Origin of the sequence: Streptomyces solicavernae, from assembly GCF_029968095.1 — a bacterium.
GTDB lineage: Bacteria > Actinomycetota > Actinomycetes > Streptomycetales > Streptomycetaceae > Streptomyces > Streptomyces solicavernae.
This window is the reverse complement of the sequence record NZ_JASCIR010000002.1, coordinates 318,710-334,310: the sequence shown is the minus strand read 5'-3', so window position 1 is coordinate 334,310 and position 15,601 is coordinate 318,710. Positions and strand designations below refer to the sequence as shown.

Here is a 15,601-nt window from a genome sequence, read left to right as displayed (position 1 = left end):
GGAAGCCCCGGGCGGGCGGAGGTTCATGTGGCGCTCACCCGCCTGGCCATCCGCCGGGCGACGGGGGCGAGAGCCGCGGTGGCGAGGGCCGTGCCGAGGGAGCCGGCACGCGCGGCGAGAGCGGACTGGAGGGGAATCATGGCGCGGATGCCGCCGCCGACGGCGCGTTGGGTGAGTTGGGGTGAGGGGTTGAGGACGGCGTGGAACAGGGGCCGGGCAGCCGTGGCCACGTACGCCGCACCGAGCAGGTGGTGCGGGGCGAGCCGGACGGAGGCCGGGCCGGGCAGGCCGAGGGCAGCGGGGCCGGGGAGGCGGACGGTGGTCGGGAGGGTGGCGCGGCCGGGAACGGACGAGCGGAGGCCGCCCGGCGCAGGCCCGGCTGAGGCTCCGGAGGCAGCCACACCCCCGCCGACAGCCACACCCCCGCTGAAACCCGCACCCCCACCGACAGCACCAGAACCCACGCCACTGCCGGAACCCACTCCCGCGACGGAACCCACTCCCGCGGCGACACCCCCTCCCCAACGGGGTGACCCGACAACCCGCCCCAGCAACGCAGTTGCGGCCAACGCGGCGAGCGGCGTCAGTGAAGAGCCGCCCTGGGCCTCGCGGCGGGAGACGGTCGTGACGGCGAGGGTGTGGGCGGCGAGGACGACGGACGAGGGCAAGGCACACCGAACAGCACCGCAAACAGCCCGCGCCCCTGCACCAGAACCGGCACCGGCACCGGCCGCGACCTCCGACCCCACAGCCTCGGCACCAGAACCCACCCCACCACCAACACCCAAACTCACAGCCCCGGCCCGAGCCCCAGCCCCCGGCCCAACTGCCCGGGCCCCAGCCCCAACAACCCCAACAGCCCGAGCCCCAGCCCCAGCCCCAGCCCCAGCCCCCGACCCAACAGCCCCAGCCCCCGAAGCCACAGCCCCCAGCAAAAGGTCCAGGCCCCGGGCCGTGGCCATGGTGGCCGGGCCGGCGGCGGTGTGCTTGAGCTTCAGGTCGTACGCCCAGACCGACCCGGCGAGGAGGCCCGCCACCGTCAGGGCGGGGCGGCCCGCGCGGGCGGCGAGGCCGAGGCCGGTGGCGGTCAGGGCGCCGGCGGCGGCGAGGGCGGCGCCGCGGGGGATCCGGCCGGAGGGCAGCGGGCGGTGGGGGCGTTCGACGGCGTCCTCGGCGTGGTCCGCCCAGTCGTTGAGGGCCATGCCGGCCTCGTACAGGCAGAGGGAGGAACCGATGGCGGCGAGTGTGTGGGTGTTGGGGCGGACGCCGATGGCGGCGGCGCCGGCAAGGGCGTCGCCGGGGACGGTGAACAGGGCCGAGATGCGCAGGAGTTCGGCCCAGTCGCGCGCGCGGCCGAGCGGAGGCCGGGGCGACTGGCCGGTCGACGGCCAGATCGACGGCCGGATCGACGGCCGGATCGACAAGCACGTCGACGAGCGGGCCATCGAGCGGGTCCACGGGCGGGCCAACGAGCGGGTCCACACGCGGGTCGACGGCGGCACGCCGCCCGCGTCCTGCCCCTTCACTTCCGCTCCCCCAGCCGCGAGGCGAACGCGAGGAGTTCGGCGTACTGCTCGCCGAGGGCGGAGGTGTGGCCGTCCGGGTCCTTGAAGTAGAAGCCCAGCTCCGGGCGGGGGCCGCTGAGTCCGAGGTCGGCGGCGCGGGCGAGGAGGCGGGCCAGGTCGAGGACGAGAGGCGCGGCGAGGGCCGAGTCGCAGCCCTGCCAGATGGTCTGGAGGACCATGCGGGAGCCGAGGAAGCCGTCGAAGGCGATGTGGTCCCAGGCGGTCTTCCAGTCGCCGAGCGCAGGTACGTCGTCGATGTGGACCTCGCCCTGCGGGGCGGTGCCGAGGACGTCGGCGAGGACGCGTTCCTTGCCCGCGTTCTTGGCGGCGGCCGCGGCGGGGTCGGCGAGGGCGGCGCCGTCGCCGCCGCCGAGCAGGTTCGTGCCGGACCAGGCGCGGACGTCGAGGGCGCGCTGCAGGAACATCGGCGCGAGCACGGCGCGGAGCAGGGTCTGGCCGGTCTTGCCGTCACGCCCGGCGTAAGGAATGCGCGACGAGGCGGCGGCAGCGGCAAGCGAAGGGTGGTGGAGGCCGGTGGAGGGGGTGAAGTTGACGTAGGGGCAGCCGGCGCGGAGGGCGGCCGCGGCGTACAGGGAGCTGGCAGGGAGCCGCAACTCATGGTCGTCCGGAGCGGGTTCGGTGGAGGCGACGTTGACGACCACCGTGCGGGCGAGGCCGCGGCGGCGGGTGAAGTCACTGATGTCGGCGGCGAACGCGGCCACCAGCTCGTCGTCCGGCCGCGCATCGCCACTCACCGGACCGCCGGGCCTGATCTCGGCGTCGGCGGCGGCGAGTTCGGCGCGTACCGCCGAGGGGAGTCCGTGCGGCAGCACTCCCCCGGCGGCGAGGTGTTCGGCGCGTTTGGGCAGCGGGCACTCGACCGTGTCGTGTCCGCCGAAGACGAGGGAGCCGAGGGGTGGCAGGCCGGCCTCGGTGAAGGGAGGTGTTTCCGTCACCATGCCGGTCGCCGGGTGGAGTCCGGCGGTCACCGCCGCACTTCCCGCGACCGCCGTGGTGGCGACCGAGCCGCGGGCGCCGATCAACCAGACGCCGTAGGAGGGATCAGGAGTGGACGAAGGAGTCACGGCAGGGGTCGTCACGGCAGGGGTCACGGCACGGGTCACGGCACAGCCTCCTTGGATGGGTGGAGACGGCGGGCGGAGGTCCGGCGTCCCCCGCCCGCCGCCGTTCGCTGGCCCGCGCCCGGGAGGCGGGCGCGGGCGTGCTGGGACGGGGCCGTCAGCCGCCGGACCCGTCGGCGAGTTCCTTCACCCGGATGTCGCGGAACGACACGTCGTCGCCGTCTCCGTGGTTCTGGATGCCGATGTGTCCCTGGGCCAGGCTCCGTGCCGGATCGGTGTTGGTGTAGTCGTTGATCTTCACGCCGTTGAGCCAGATCTGCAGGTGCTCGCCCTCGACGCGGAGTTCGTAGGTGTTCCACTCCCCCGGCGGGTTGAGGGCCCGGTCGCGGGCCTCGATGTCGGCGGACTGGAAGCCGTACACCGAGCCGGTGGTCTTCTCCGGGACGTCGGTGGCGTCGATCTGGATCTCGTAGCCGTTGTTCACCGCCGACCAGGGGTCGTCGGAGGGCGGGAAGCCGATGAAGATCCCGGAGTTGTCGTCCCCGGACATCTTCCAGTCGAGCTTCAGGGAGTACGAGCCGAACTCCTTGGCCGCGTACCAGAGCATGCCCATGCCACCGACAGTCGTGAGCGTGCCGTCCTTCAGCTCGAAGGAGCCGGGGCCCGCCTGCTTCCAGCCGTCCAGGGAGGTGCCGTCGAAGAGCCTGGTGTAGCCCTGTTCGGGTCGGCAGTCGGCGTTGGCGGCGCCGGTGGCGTAGCGGATGCCGCCCAACAGGTGCTGCTTGAAGGCGGGTTCGGCGTACGACTCCTTGGTGTGGCCGCCGCCGGTGTAGAAGGAGCGGCCTCCGTCGAACTCCTGGCACCAGGCGATCGGGTGATCGCCGTTCATGGTGCCGCCGGTGTACGAGGACTCGTCGAGGGAGGCCAGGACGCGGGCGCGGTCGCGCGGGTTGGAGCGGTAGTTGTACCACTCGTCGGTGCGGTCCCAGACCTGGCCGAGGTGGGCGGTCGCCGGGTGGGCGTGGTCCTCCACGTCGACCTTCGCGGGCTGGATGTGCGGGTGGGACTGGAAGTAGGCGCCCGCGAGTTCGCCGTAGAAGGGCCAGTCGTACTCGGTGTCGGCGGCGGCGTGGACGCCCACGTAGCCGCCGCCGCTCTTGATGTACTTCTCGAAGGCGGCCTGCTGGGTGTCGTTGAGGACGTCGCCGGTGGTGGAGAGCCAGACGACGGCGTCGTACTTGGCGAGGTTGCCGGGCGTGAAGGCGCCGGCGTCCTCGGTGGCGTCGACGGTGAAGCCGTTCGCGGCGCCGAGGTCCTTGACGGCGGCGATGCCTTCGGGGATGGAGTCGTGGCGGAAGCCGGCCGTCTTGGAGAAGACGAGAACGCTCTCGCCGTCCTTGCCGGGCTTGTCCGGCTTGCCGTCAGGGGCGGGCCTGGAAGCTGCCGGTCCGGACACGCAGCCGATGAGCAGGGCCGCCGTCGCGGTGACGGTGAGCAGTCGGGCTCTTGTGCGCATTGCGGTCACTCCCTTTCTCTGCTCGGTGGGTCAGCCGGTGGTGAAGGTGAAGTCGTCGACGTCGAACAGGGCGCCCGTGCCCTCACCCTTGAAGACCAGGAAGAGCGTGGTGGTCCCGGCCGGGGCGCCGCTGAGGCCGGCGGTCACGTCGGCGTACGTCTCCCAGCCGCCGGTCGGGTCGACCTTGGCGGTGCCGAGGAGCTTGCCGTCGGCGGCTCCGGCGCGGACTTCGAGGGTGCCGCCCGCTCCGGCGGAGGCGACGCGGGCGGTGAACTGGGTGGCGTTGCCGAGGACGTACGGCTTGAAGGAGATCCAGTCGCCGTTGTTGATGTCGCCGACGGCCTTGCCGCCGTGGGCCGCGTCATGGCTGACCACGGACACGCCCTGCTGGTCGTCGAAGTGCTCGCCCTGCCGGTGCTTGGGCTGGACGACGTTCTGGTCGTGGGTGGTCAGCGCGGGCTGGCCGTTCGCGCCCTGGTCGGTGTACTCGGCGTCGAAGACCCCGAAGATGTTGGCGTTCGGGTCGTGCTCGCCGTCGGCGGAGGTCTGGATGGTGCCCTCGCAGCCGTTGGCGGAGGTCACCGGGTGGCCGTGGCTGTCGTGGCCGAGGATGTGCGTGACCTTGACCTTGGAGCAGTCGATGGTGCCGTCCTCCGGGTCGGTGACGGTGACCTTGAAGGGCACCTTGTCGCCGAAGGTGAACAGCTGCCCGTCGGCGGGCAGTTCGAGCTTCACGGTCGGCGCGGTGTTGCCGACGGTGATGTGAGCGCTGGCCGAGCCGGTGCGGCCGGTCTTGTCCTTCGCGGTGACGGTGGCGGCGTAGACGCCGTTCTTCTCGAAGGTGTGCGTGGGGTTCTGCTCGGTGGACGTGGCGCCGTCGCCGAAGTCCCAGCTGTACGTGAGCTTGTCGCCGTCGGCGTCGGTGGCGTCGGCCTTGAACTGCACCTCCAGCGGGGTCTGGCCGCTGGTGACGTCGGCGTCGGCCTCGACGACGGGCGAGTGGCCGCCGGTGGCGTTCTCGATCCGGTAGAGCGCGGAGTTCTCGTCGCCGTTGAAGTAGCCGGTGCCGTAGTCGAGGACGTAGAGGGCGCCGTCGGGCCCGAAGTCCATGTCCATGACCTGTGTGCCGGTCCAGGGGAAGTCGTTGATGGACTGCACGGCGCCGCCCGTGTCCGCGTCGATCCGCTTGATCCAGCGGCGGCCGAACTCACCGGCGAAGAAGTTGCCGTCGTAGGCCTCGGGGAACTTCACCTTCGAGTCGGAGTTCGCGTCGTAGCGGTAGACCGGGCCGCCCATCGGGGACTCGGAGCCGGTGCCGAACTCGGGGACGCTGCCGCCGTCGTACGGAATCCAGGCCTCCTGGGCGGGCGGCAGGTCGGTGAGGCCGGTGTTGTGCGGCGACTCGTTCTTGGGGGCGGCGCAGTCGAAGGCCGCGCCGGAGGTCTGGTCGGCGAAGTTGTAGTCGACGTACGCGTCGTTCTTGCCGGTGCAGTACGGCCAGCCGTAGTTGCCGGGCTCGGTGACGCGGGCGAACTCGACCTGGCCTGCGGGGCCGCGCCCCGGGTCGGCAGTGCCGGAGTCGGGGCCGTAGTCGCCGACGTAGACCGTGCCGGTCGGCTTGTCGACGCTCATCCGGAACGGGTTGCGGAAGCCCATCGCGTAGATCTCGGGGCGGGTCTTCTCGGTGCCGGGTTCGAAGAGGTTGCCGTCGGGGATGGTGTACGAGCCGTCGTCGGCGACCTTGATGCGGAGGATCTTGCCGCGCAGGTCGTTGGTGTTGCCGGAGGTCCGCTGCGCGTCGTAGGCCGGGTTGCGGTTCGCGCGCTCGTCGATGGGCGTGAAGCCGTCGGAGGCGAAGGGGTTGGAGTCGTCGCCGGTCGACAGGTAGAGGTTGCCGTCCTTGTCGAAGTCGATGTCGCCGCCGACGTGGCAGCAGATGCCGCGGTCGGCGGGGACGTCAAGGACCTTCTTCTCGCTGGCCGCGTCGAGGGTGCCGTCCTCCTTGAGGACGAAGCGGGAGAGCCGGTTCACCCCGTCGAACTTGGCGAAGTCCTCGGCGGTGCCCTCGTTGGGCGCGTCACCGGCGGGGGTCTCCAGGGGCGGGGCGTAGTAGAGGTAAATGGCCCGGTTCTGGGCGAAGTTCGGGTCTACGCCGATGCCCTGGAGGCCCTCCTCGTCGTGCGAGTAGACGGGTATCTTCCCGGCGACCTTGGTGGTGCCGGTGGGGTCGGTGAGGCGCAGGGTGCCGTCGCGGGAGGTGTGCAGGACGGAGTTGTCCGGCAGCACGTCGAGGGTCATGGGCTCGCCCATCTCGGGCTCGCCCTTGGCGAGGGTGACCTGCTGAAAGTCCTCGGCCTTGGGCTTCTTGCCCTTCTGCTCGGCCTTCTGCTCGGCCTTCTGCTCGCCCCTCTGCTCGCCCTTCTGCTCGCCCTTCTGCTCGCCCTGGTCGGCCACGGGTTCGACGCCCGAGGTGGGCGCGTCCGGTACGGCGGCGGCGGGGAGGGCGGGCGCGGCGAGCGTCAAGGACGCCGTCGCCAGGAAGGTGCCGGTGAGCAGGGCGAGCTTGTTGCGCAGTCTGAGCCTGTTTCTGTGCACGGATGTCCTCCGGAATGGGGCCGGTGGTACTTGGCGTGTGCGGTGCTCGTGGTGCTGCGGTGCGCCGGGATGCGCCGTCACCCCGGAGAGATCAATCCGTCCACCCCAGGGAAGGTAGCCACGTTCATCCCCGATAGAAAGCCCTTGCACAACACAAGAGTTGAACCCTCTACGGGAGCTGGGCAACGTGGCACGGGATGGGCGTGCGGGCCGGACTTGGGGCTGGGTCTGGGGCTGGGTCTGGGGCTGGACCTGGGGTCAGACCTGGGGCTGGGCCTGGGGCTGTTCCCCACCCCCGAACGCCGCGTCGAACGAAGCCGACGGCGGCTCGAAGTCGTACGCCTTCAGCTTTCGCAGCGCCTCGGGAGCGCCCTGGAGGCGGTCCATGCCAGCGTCCTCCCACTCCACCGAGACCGGCCCTGCGTAGCCGATCGAGCGGAGCATCCGGAAGACGTCCTCCCAGGGCACGTCGCCGTGGCCGGCCGAGACGAAGTCCCAGCCGCGCCGCGGGTCGCCCCAGGGCAGGTGCGAGCCGAGGCGCCCGTTGCGGCCGTCGAGGCGGCGCCGGGCCTCCTTGCAGTCGACGTGGTAGATGCGGTCGCGGAAGTCGTAGAGGAAGTTCGTCGGGTCGAGGTCCTGCCAGACGAAGTGCGAGGGGTCGAAGTTGAGGCCGAACGCGGGCCGGTGGTCGACCGCCTCCAAGGCGTGGACCGTCGACCAGTAGTCGTACGCGATCTCGCTCGGGTGGACCTCGTGGGCGAAGCGGACGCCCTGCGCGTCGAAGACGTCGAGGATCGGGTTCCAGCGGTCCGCGAAGTCCTGGTAGCCGCGCTCGATCATGCCGGGCACGACGGGCGGGAACATCGCGACGAGATGCCAGATCGCCGAGCCGGTGAAGCCGACCACCGTCTCCACGCCGAACGCCGCCGCGGCCCGCGCCGTGTCGGCGATCTCCGCCGCGGCCCGCTGCCGTACGCCCTCGGCCTCGCCGTCGCCCCAGATGCGGGCGGGCAGGATCGCCCGGTGCCGCTCGTCGATGATCGCGTCGCAGACGGCCTGGCCGACGAGGTGGTTGGAGATCGCCCAGCACTTGAGGCCGTACTGGTCGAGGAGTTCATGGCGGCCCTTGACGTACGAAGGGTCGGCGAGGGCCTTGTCCACCTCGAAGTGGTCGCCCCAGCAGGCGAGTTCGAGGCCGTCGTAGCCGAAGTCGCGGGCGTGCCGGCAGACCTCCTCCAGGGGCAGGTCGGCCCACTGTCCGGTGAAGAGCGTGAACGAGCGTGCCATCGGTTCTCAAACCTCCAGGTCCGAAGCGTCCAGTGCCGGGATGACCGGGATGACCGGGATCGGGGTGTACGAGGAGTTCTTCGCCGCGCTCTCCTCCACCGCCGCGAGGACGCGCTGCACCCGCAGGCCGTCCGCGAAGGACGGCTCGGGCCGACTGCCGGTGGCGATGGCGTGGACGAGGTCGCGGGCCTGGTGCGCGAAGGTGTGCTCGTAGCCGAGTCCGTGCCCGGGCGGCCACCAGCCCTCCAGATACGGATGGTCGGCCTCCGTGACCAGGATGCGGCGGAAGCCCGCCGAGGCCGCGGGCTCGGTGCCGTCGTGGAACTCCAGCTCGTTCAGGCGCTCCAGGTCGAAGGCCAACGAGCCCTGCTCGCCGTTGACTTCGAGGCGCAGGGCGTTCTTCCGACCGGTCGCGAACCGGGTGGCCTCGAACGTGGCGAGCGCCCCGGAGGCGAGCCGTGCGGTGAACACGGCCGCGTCGTCCACGGTCACGGGCCCGCGCGCGGTTCCGGAAGTTCCCCCGGCTCCGGAAGCTTCCCCTGCTTCCGAAGCTTCCCCTGCTCCCGAAGCTCCCCCGGCTCCCGAAGCGCCCCCGGCACCCGCGAGCCCCGCGGACGCCCCGGCGAGCAGCGGCCGTTCCCGTACGAAGGTCTCGGTCATCGCGGAGACGCCGACGATGTGCTCGCCCGCGACGTACTGCGCGAGGTCCACGATGTGCGCGCCGAGGTCGCCGAGCGCGCCCGAGCCGGCGTGCTCCCGCTCCAGGCGCCAGGTCAGCGGGAACTCCGGGTCGACCAGCCAGTCCTGCAGATAGGCGACGCGTACGTGCCGGATGCGGCCGAGGCGGCCCTCGGCGATCATGCGGCGGGCCAGCGTCATCGCGGGCACGCGGCGATAGTTGAAGCCCACCATCGCCAACTGGCCGCGTTCGCCAGCCCGTTCGGCGGCCGCCGCCATCGCCTCGGCCTCCTCCACGGAGTTGGCGAGCGGCTTCTCGCACAGCACGTGCTTGCCCGCCTCCAGGGCGGCGATCGCGATCTCGGCGTGGCTGTCGCCCGGCGTGCAGATGTCGACGAGCTGCACGTCGTCGCGGGCGAGGAGGGCACGCCAGTCGGTCTCGGCGTGGGACCAGCCGAGCCGGTCGGCGGCCGCCCGCACCGCGGTGCCGTCGCGGCCGCAGATCGCCGTCAGGTGCGGTGCGAGCGGCAGGTCGAAGGCGCGGCCGACGGTGCGCCAGCCCTGGGAGTGCGCGGCGCCCATGAAGGCGTAGCCGACCATGCCGATGCCCAGGCGCTGCCGCCGGCCCGCTCCGTTCTGGTCCCCGTTGTGCTGCATGCGGAATGCCTCCTCGTCGACGGCGGTGGGGGGTGTGGCCAACCTGCTCAACCCTTCTTCCGGGCCGCTCACTTGAAGCCGGTGGACAGGTACTGGTTGACGTTGTCCTTGGTGACGACGGCCGAGTAGAGCGTGATCGACGACGGGATCTCGAACTCCGCCATGCCGCCGATGCCCTTGCCCTGGCCGAGGGCGCGGGCCAGGTCGATCGCGGAGGCGGACATGGTGGGCGGGTAGAGGACGGTCGCCTTGAGGACGCCCTCGCCGGACTCGATGGCCTGCATCGCGGAGAGCGCGCCCGCCCCGCCGACCATGAAGAAGTCGTCCCGGCCCGCCTGCTCGATGGCGCGCAGCGCACCCACGCCCTGATCGTCGTCGTGGTTCCACAGGGCGTCGAAGTTCTTCTGTGCCTGCAGAAGTTGGGACATCTTGGACTGTCCGGACTCGACGGTGAACTCGGCGGCCTGCCGGGCGACCTTCTTGATGTTCGGGTAGTTCTTCAGGGCGGCGTCGAAGCCTTCGGTGCGCTGCTTGGTGAGCTCCAGGTTGTCGAGCCCGGCGAGCTCGACGACCTTGGCGTTCTTCTTGTCCTTGAGCTGTTCGCCGATGTAGTGCCCGGCGTTGAGCCCCATGCCGTAGTTGTCGCCGCCGATCCAGCAGCGGTAGGCCTGCGGGTTGGCGAAGATCCGGTCCAGGTTGACGACCGGGATGCCGGCCCGCATCGCCTTGAGTCCGGCCTGGGTCATGGCCTTGCCGTCGGCGGGCAGGATGACGAGGACGTCGACCTTCTTGTTGATGAGGGTGTCGATCTGGCCGATCTGCGCGGCCGTGTCGTTCGACCCCTCGGTGATCTCCAGGGTGACGTCCTGGTACTTCTTCGCCCGTTCCTTGGCGTTGACGTTGATCGCGTTGAGCCAGCCGTGGTCGGCCTGCGGCCCGGCGAAGCCGATGGTGACGGGCTTGCCCGGCTTGTCGTCGGCGACGGGGGCGTCGGCGGCCTGGCCTCCGCCGCCCTCCTTCGGCTCGTTGCTGGTGCAGGCGGTGAGCAGGGCTCCGCCGGAGAGGGCGGCGGCTCCGAAGAGGAGCCTTCTGCGGCTGGCGGCGGCTGGCAGACTCGGCTTTTCAGGCATGGCGGGACCCTTCGCGTAAGGCCGGTTCCTACGGGGAAGTGCGTTGCCGCACAGGGACGTTCGGGCTGATCAGGTCGTATGCGAGGTCGCGGTCCGTCGTTGGACGAGGACCGCGGCGACGATGATCGCGCCCTTGGCGATCTGCTGGGTCGCGCTCTCCAGGTTGTTGAGCGCGAAGATATTGGTGATCGTCGTGAAGATCAGCACGCCGAGCACGGAGCCCGTGACGGTGCCCCGGCCGCCGCTGAGCAGCGTGCCGCCGATGATCGCCGCCGCGATGGCGTCCAGCTCGTACAGGTTGCCGTTGGTGTTCTGCCCCGAGCCGGAGAGCACGATCAGCAGGAACGCAGCGATGCCGCAGCAGAGCCCCGACAGCAGATACAGGTAGAGGCGCTGGCGTCGGACGTCGATGCCGGCGAGGCGCGCGGCCTCCGCGTTGCCGCCGACGGCGACGGTGCGGCGGCCGAACGTGGTGCGGTTGAGGACCAGCCAGCCGATCACGGTGACGGCGGCGAAGACCAGGACGAGCGGCGGGACGCCGAGGACGTACGCGTCGCGCTCGCCGAGGTCGAGGACGGACGGGATGGTCACCATCTGCGTCCTGCCCTCGGTGATCTGCAGGGCGAGCCCGCGCGCCGAGGCCAGCATGGCGAGGGTGGCGATGAACGGCACCATGCCGCCGTACGCGATGAGCAGGCCGTTGACGAGCCCGCAGCCCACGCCGACGATCACGGCGGTGAACAGGATGCCCGCGAAGCCGTACTCCTGGGTGGCGACGGTGGTGGCCCACACGGAGGCGAGGGCGACGATCGCGCCGACGGACAGGTCGATGCCGCCCGAGGTGATCACGAACGTCATGCCGACGGTGACGACACCGATCACCGAGGCCTGGGTGAGGATCAGCTGGACGTTGCTGGCGGCGAGGAACGCGTCCGGTTCGGTGAGGCCGCCGATCAGCGCGAGCGCCACAAGGACGCCGATCAGGGACAAGGTGCGCACATCGGCGCGGAACAGCCGGGCGCTCCAGGGGCGGTTGTCGCCGGCGGCGGACTTGCTCGGTCCGCCAGGTCCGCCGCCGTCGAGCAGCGTCCCGTCCTGCCGTGCGGGCGTCGCTGGCTGCGTCATGACGCCGGGCTCCCTTCCATGACGAGGTCGAGTACGCGGTGTTCGTCGAGGTCGCGCGCGGGCGCGGTGTGGACGACGCGGCCCTCGCGCAGGACGAGGACCCGGTCGGCGAGCCCCAGGACTTCGGGGATCTCACTCGACACGAGCAGCACGCCGAGCCCGTCGTCGGCGAGCCGCCGGATCACGGCGTACAGCTCGGCGCGGGCGCCGACGTCCACGCCGCGGGTCGGCTCGTCGAGCAGCAGCACCCGACAGCCGCGGAGCAGCCAGCGGGCGAGTACGGCCTTCTGCTGGTTGCCGCCGGAGAGGGTGCGCACAGGGGCGGAGGGCCGGTCGGGCTTGAGGGACAGCTCGCGGGTGGCGCGGCGCGCGGCGGTGAACTCGGCGCGCCGGTCGAGCCAGCCGACGCGCGCGAAGCGGGGCAGGGAGGAGACGGAGACGTTCCGGGTGATGGATTCGAGCATCAGCAGCGCCTGCGCCTTGCGTTCCTCGGGCGCGAGTCCGAGCCCGGCGCGCACGGCGGCCCGCACGCTCCCCGCCTTCAACGGCCGCCCGTCGACGCGCACTTGACCGGCGTCCGGCTTTCGTGCCCCGTAGATGGTTTCCAGGATTTCGGAGCGCCCGGAGCCGACGAGCCCGGCGAGCCCGACGATCTCGCCGGGCCGCACCTCCAGGTCGACGGGCGCGAACTCCTCGGCCCGGGTGAGTCCCTGAACCGCCAACAGTGGTGCGGCCTCCGGTACTTGGGTGGGCCGCTCGGGAAAGACGTACTCGACGTTGCGGCCCGTCATCAGGGCTACGACATCGCGGGTCGGGGTGGACTTGGCGGGCAGTCCGCCGGCGACGGCGCGGCCGTCCTTCAGGACCGTGACGCGGTCGCCGATGCGCCGGATCTCTTCGAGGCGGTGCGAGATGTAGATGACGGCGACGCCTTCGGCGGTGAGGTCGGCGACGATCCGGAAGAGGTTGGCGACCTCGTCGGGGTCGAGCGCGGCGGACGGCTCGTCCATCACCATCAGGCGTACGTCGTGGGAGAGGGCGCGCGCCATGGAGACGATCTGCTGGTGGGCGGCGGAGAGTTCGCCGACGAGCCGGGCCGGGTCGATCTCCGGGTGCCCGAGCCTGCGGAGCAGCCCGGCGGCCGCCTGCCGCGCCTCCCGTCCGCGTACGACGAAACCGGCGCTGGTCGGCTCGTGCCCGAGGAAGACGTTCTCGGCGACGGACAGGCCCTCCACCAGGTCGAGTTCCTGGTAGATGGTGGCGATGCCGAGGCGCATGGCGGCGATCGGCGACTTCAGGGTGACGGTGTCGCCGCGCCAGGTGATGCGGCCGCCGTCGGGCTGGTGGGCGCCGGCGAGCACCTTGATGAGGGTGGACTTTCCGGCGCCGTTCTGCCCGAGCAGGCAGTGCAGTTCACCGGCGCGCACCTCCAGGTCCACACCGTCGAGCGCGCGGACGCCGGGGAAGGACTTGGTGATGCCGGACATGGTGAGCAGGGGCGGCGCGTCGGCGGAGGTCACGGACTCGGCGCCGGGCAGGGGTGATTCTGGTGCCATGGTGTTTCCCTCGCAGGTGCGGGGCCGGTTCAGGGCAGAGCAGTTTCAGGGAAGTGTGCAGGTTCAAGGCAGTGCAGGTTCAGGGCAGAGCAGGTTCAGGGCAGAGCAGGGCAAAGCGGGTGGTGCGGGGGCGCGCTGTGCTCTCGTACGGGCTACGCGGGTGCGGGTTGTACGGACCGGTCAGGCCGGTGAGAACAGGTGGTCGCTGATCAGGCGGGCGGCACCGATGACTCCGGCGACGGCCCCCAACTCGCCCAGGACGATGGGGAGGTTGCCGGTCGCGAGGGGCAGCGACTGGCGGTAGACCTGGGTGCGGATCGCGGCGAGGAGCGTGTGCCCGAGTCCGGTCACACCACCGCCGATCACCACCAGGCCGGGGTTGAAGAAGCTGACGAGTCCGGCGATGACCTGGCCGGTGCGGTTGCCGCCCTCGCGGATGAGGTCGAGGGCGACGGGGTCGCCGGCGGCCGCGGCGCCGGCCACGTCGGCGGCGGTGAGGGCGCCGGCGGCTTCGAGGCGGCCCGCGAGTTCGGCCGAGCGGCCCTGGGTGGCGGCCTCCTCGGCGTCCCTGGCCAGGGCGGCGCCGCTGAAGTGCGCCTCCAGGCAGCCCTTGTTGCCGCAGGCGCAGGGCCTGCCGTCGGGTTCGACCTGGATGTGTCCGATGTCCCCGGCGCTGCCCGTCGTACCGCGGTAGACCTCGGCTCCGACGACGAGGCCGCAGCCGATGCCCGTACCGATCTTGACGCAGATGAAGTCGTCCACGGAACGGGCGACTCCGGCGTGCTGTTCACCCATGGCCATCAAGTTGACGTCGTTGTCGACCATGACCGGGCAGCCCAGGTCCTGGCTCAGCGCCTCGCGCACCGGGAAGCCGTCCCAGCCGGGCATGATCGGCGGCGCGACGGGGACGCCCTCGGGGAACCGGACGGGTCCCGGCACCCCGATGCCGCAACCGTCGAAGCCCTCGGCAAGGCCGGAAGCCTTCAACTTGGCGGCCATGGCGAGGACTTGCTCGAAGACCGCGACCGGGCCTTCGCGTACGTCCATGGGCTGGTTGATGTGGCCGAGCACTTCCAGCTCGGCGTTGGTGACGGCCACGTCGACCGAGGTGGCGCCGATGTCGACGCCGAGGAAGCGGAGTGCGGGCGCGAGCCGGATGTTGTGCGAGCGGCGCCCGCCACGGGATGCGGCGAGTCCGTCGGCGACGACCAGGCCGGTCTCCAGGAGCCGGTCCACCTCGACGGCCAGCTTCGACCGGGAGAGGTCGACCTGATCGCCCAGCTGGGCACGGGAGTTGGGCCCGCCGTCACGCAGCAGGCGGAGCAGTCGCGCCTGGTGCGCGTTCGCGGGTCGAGCCGTCATCCGTCTCACGCCGCCCCTCCCGCCGTCGTCAGGCATCGTCGGTCATCACGCCATCACGTCATGACGTCATCACGCCATCACGTCGCCACGCCCCGCTCCCGGCCGCTGCGGGCCTTCTGCGGTGCCTGGCTTTCGAGGGGAACGTAGCAGCGGCTGCCGGGCGCGGGAAGAAGTTGCGCAGGAATTAGGGCTCACTTTTTCCTGCCACAGGACAAAGGGCGGTCCGTTCGTACGGACGTGGACGGCGGGCTAGCTCGGCTTCCCGTCGCGGTTGCGCTCGTGGTACGTGGCCCGCGTGTGTTCCGTGTGCGTCCGCATCACCTGCGTCGCGTGCGCTTCGTCGCGGGCGCTGATCGCCGCGATGAGTTCACGGTGCTCGATCCACGACTGCTTGCCGCGCTGCCGGGCCACCGGGGTGTAGTACCAGCGGACCCGCCGGTCCACCTGCCCCGCGAGCTCCGCGAGGACGAGGTTGCCCGCGAGCTCCATCACCTTGGCGTGGAAGGCCGCGTTGGTGGCGACGACCGTGTCCACCGCGCCGTCGGCGACGGCCTGTTCACCGGTCGCGCACAGCTCTTCGAGCGCGGCGATGCCCGCCGAGTCCGCGTTGGCCGCGGCCAGCCGGGCGGCCTCGGCCTCCAGGAGCATGCGGACGGTGAGGAGCTGGTCCGCCTCCGCCTCCGTCGGCTCGTGCACGAACGCGCCCTGGGCGGGCCGCAGGTCGACCCAGCCCTCGGTGTTGAGCCGCTGCAGCGCCTCCCGCACCGGTTGTCTGGACACGCCCAGGTGCCCGGCGAGCTCGCTCTCGACCAGGTGCTGGCCCGGGCGCAGGGCGCGGGTGGTGATCAGTTCGAGCAGCGCCTCGTACACCCGCTCGCGCAGCGGGCCCGGGCGCTCCAGCTTCGGCACGGCACCGTGCGGCAGTCCTGCGGACAACATCGCGGTCCCCCCTCGTCGGCACTCGGCCGCTCCGATGGACACATGAGCATGGACACATAGCCACATGGGCTCATGACTCATTGGCTATCGTCTACAGTCTACCGAGCAC

The 15,601-nt window shown here is 71.4% G+C and carries 11 protein-coding genes; all 11 read right to left on the bottom strand.

The window, feature by feature from the left end; all coding sequences use genetic code 11:
• Nucleotides 1–23: 23 nt before the first annotated feature.
• Nucleotides 24–1,445, bottom strand: coding sequence for an SCO3242 family prenyltransferase (locus tag QIS99_RS03920; protein ID WP_408909478.1), 1,422 nt, complete (start codon nucleotides 1,443–1,445; stop codon nucleotides 24–26).
• Between the two features lie 77 nt (nucleotides 1,446–1,522).
• Nucleotides 1,523–2,677, bottom strand: a complete 1,155-nt coding sequence (locus QIS99_RS03915; protein ID WP_282510785.1) for an inositol-3-phosphate synthase — start codon at nucleotides 2,675–2,677, stop codon at nucleotides 1,523–1,525.
• 127 nt (nucleotides 2,678–2,804) lie between these two features.
• On the bottom strand, nucleotides 2,805–4,163 hold the full coding sequence (locus tag QIS99_RS03910) for a ThuA domain-containing protein (protein WP_282510376.1): 1,359 nt from the start codon (nucleotides 4,161–4,163) through the stop codon (nucleotides 2,805–2,807).
• A gap of 30 nt (nucleotides 4,164–4,193) precedes the next feature.
• Nucleotides 4,194–6,758: a PQQ-dependent sugar dehydrogenase gene (locus tag QIS99_RS03905; protein WP_282510375.1), complete on the bottom strand. Its 2,565-nt coding sequence runs from the start codon at nucleotides 6,756–6,758 to the stop codon at nucleotides 4,194–4,196.
• Between the two features lie 258 nt (nucleotides 6,759–7,016).
• Entirely contained in the window at nucleotides 7,017–8,045 is a 1,029-nt protein-coding gene (locus QIS99_RS03900) for a sugar phosphate isomerase/epimerase family protein (RefSeq protein WP_282510373.1), read from the bottom strand.
• Nucleotides 8,046–8,051: 6 nt separating this feature from the next.
• Nucleotides 8,052–9,380 (bottom strand): Gfo/Idh/MocA family protein, encoded by a 1,329-nt coding sequence (locus QIS99_RS03895; RefSeq protein WP_282510783.1) that lies wholly within the window; start codon nucleotides 9,378–9,380, stop codon nucleotides 8,052–8,054.
• Nucleotides 9,381–9,448: 68 nt separating this feature from the next.
• Entirely contained in the window at nucleotides 9,449–10,510 is a 1,062-nt protein-coding gene (locus QIS99_RS03890) for a substrate-binding domain-containing protein (RefSeq protein ID WP_282510372.1), read from the bottom strand.
• 69 nt (nucleotides 10,511–10,579) lie between these two features.
• A complete protein-coding gene (locus QIS99_RS03885) occupies nucleotides 10,580–11,635 on the bottom strand; it encodes an ABC transporter permease (RefSeq protein ID WP_282510371.1) in 1,056 nt (351 codons plus the stop codon).
• On the bottom strand, nucleotides 11,632–13,122 hold the full coding sequence (locus QIS99_RS03880) for a sugar ABC transporter ATP-binding protein (protein ID WP_282510781.1): 1,491 nt from the start codon (nucleotides 13,120–13,122) through the stop codon (nucleotides 11,632–11,634). The genes QIS99_RS03885 and QIS99_RS03880 overlap by 4 nt, the downstream gene beginning before the upstream one ends.
• A gap of 249 nt (nucleotides 13,123–13,371) precedes the next feature.
• Nucleotides 13,372–14,553 carry an ROK family transcriptional regulator gene (locus QIS99_RS03875; RefSeq protein WP_282510370.1) on the bottom strand — a complete coding sequence of 394 codons (1,182 nt, stop codon included), beginning with the start codon at nucleotides 14,551–14,553 and terminating at the stop codon, nucleotides 13,372–13,374.
• 249 nt (nucleotides 14,554–14,802) lie between these two features.
• On the bottom strand, nucleotides 14,803–15,492 hold the full coding sequence (locus tag QIS99_RS03870) for a GntR family transcriptional regulator (RefSeq protein ID WP_282510369.1): 690 nt from the start codon (nucleotides 15,490–15,492) through the stop codon (nucleotides 14,803–14,805).
• Between the last annotated feature and the right edge of the window lie 109 nt (nucleotides 15,493–15,601).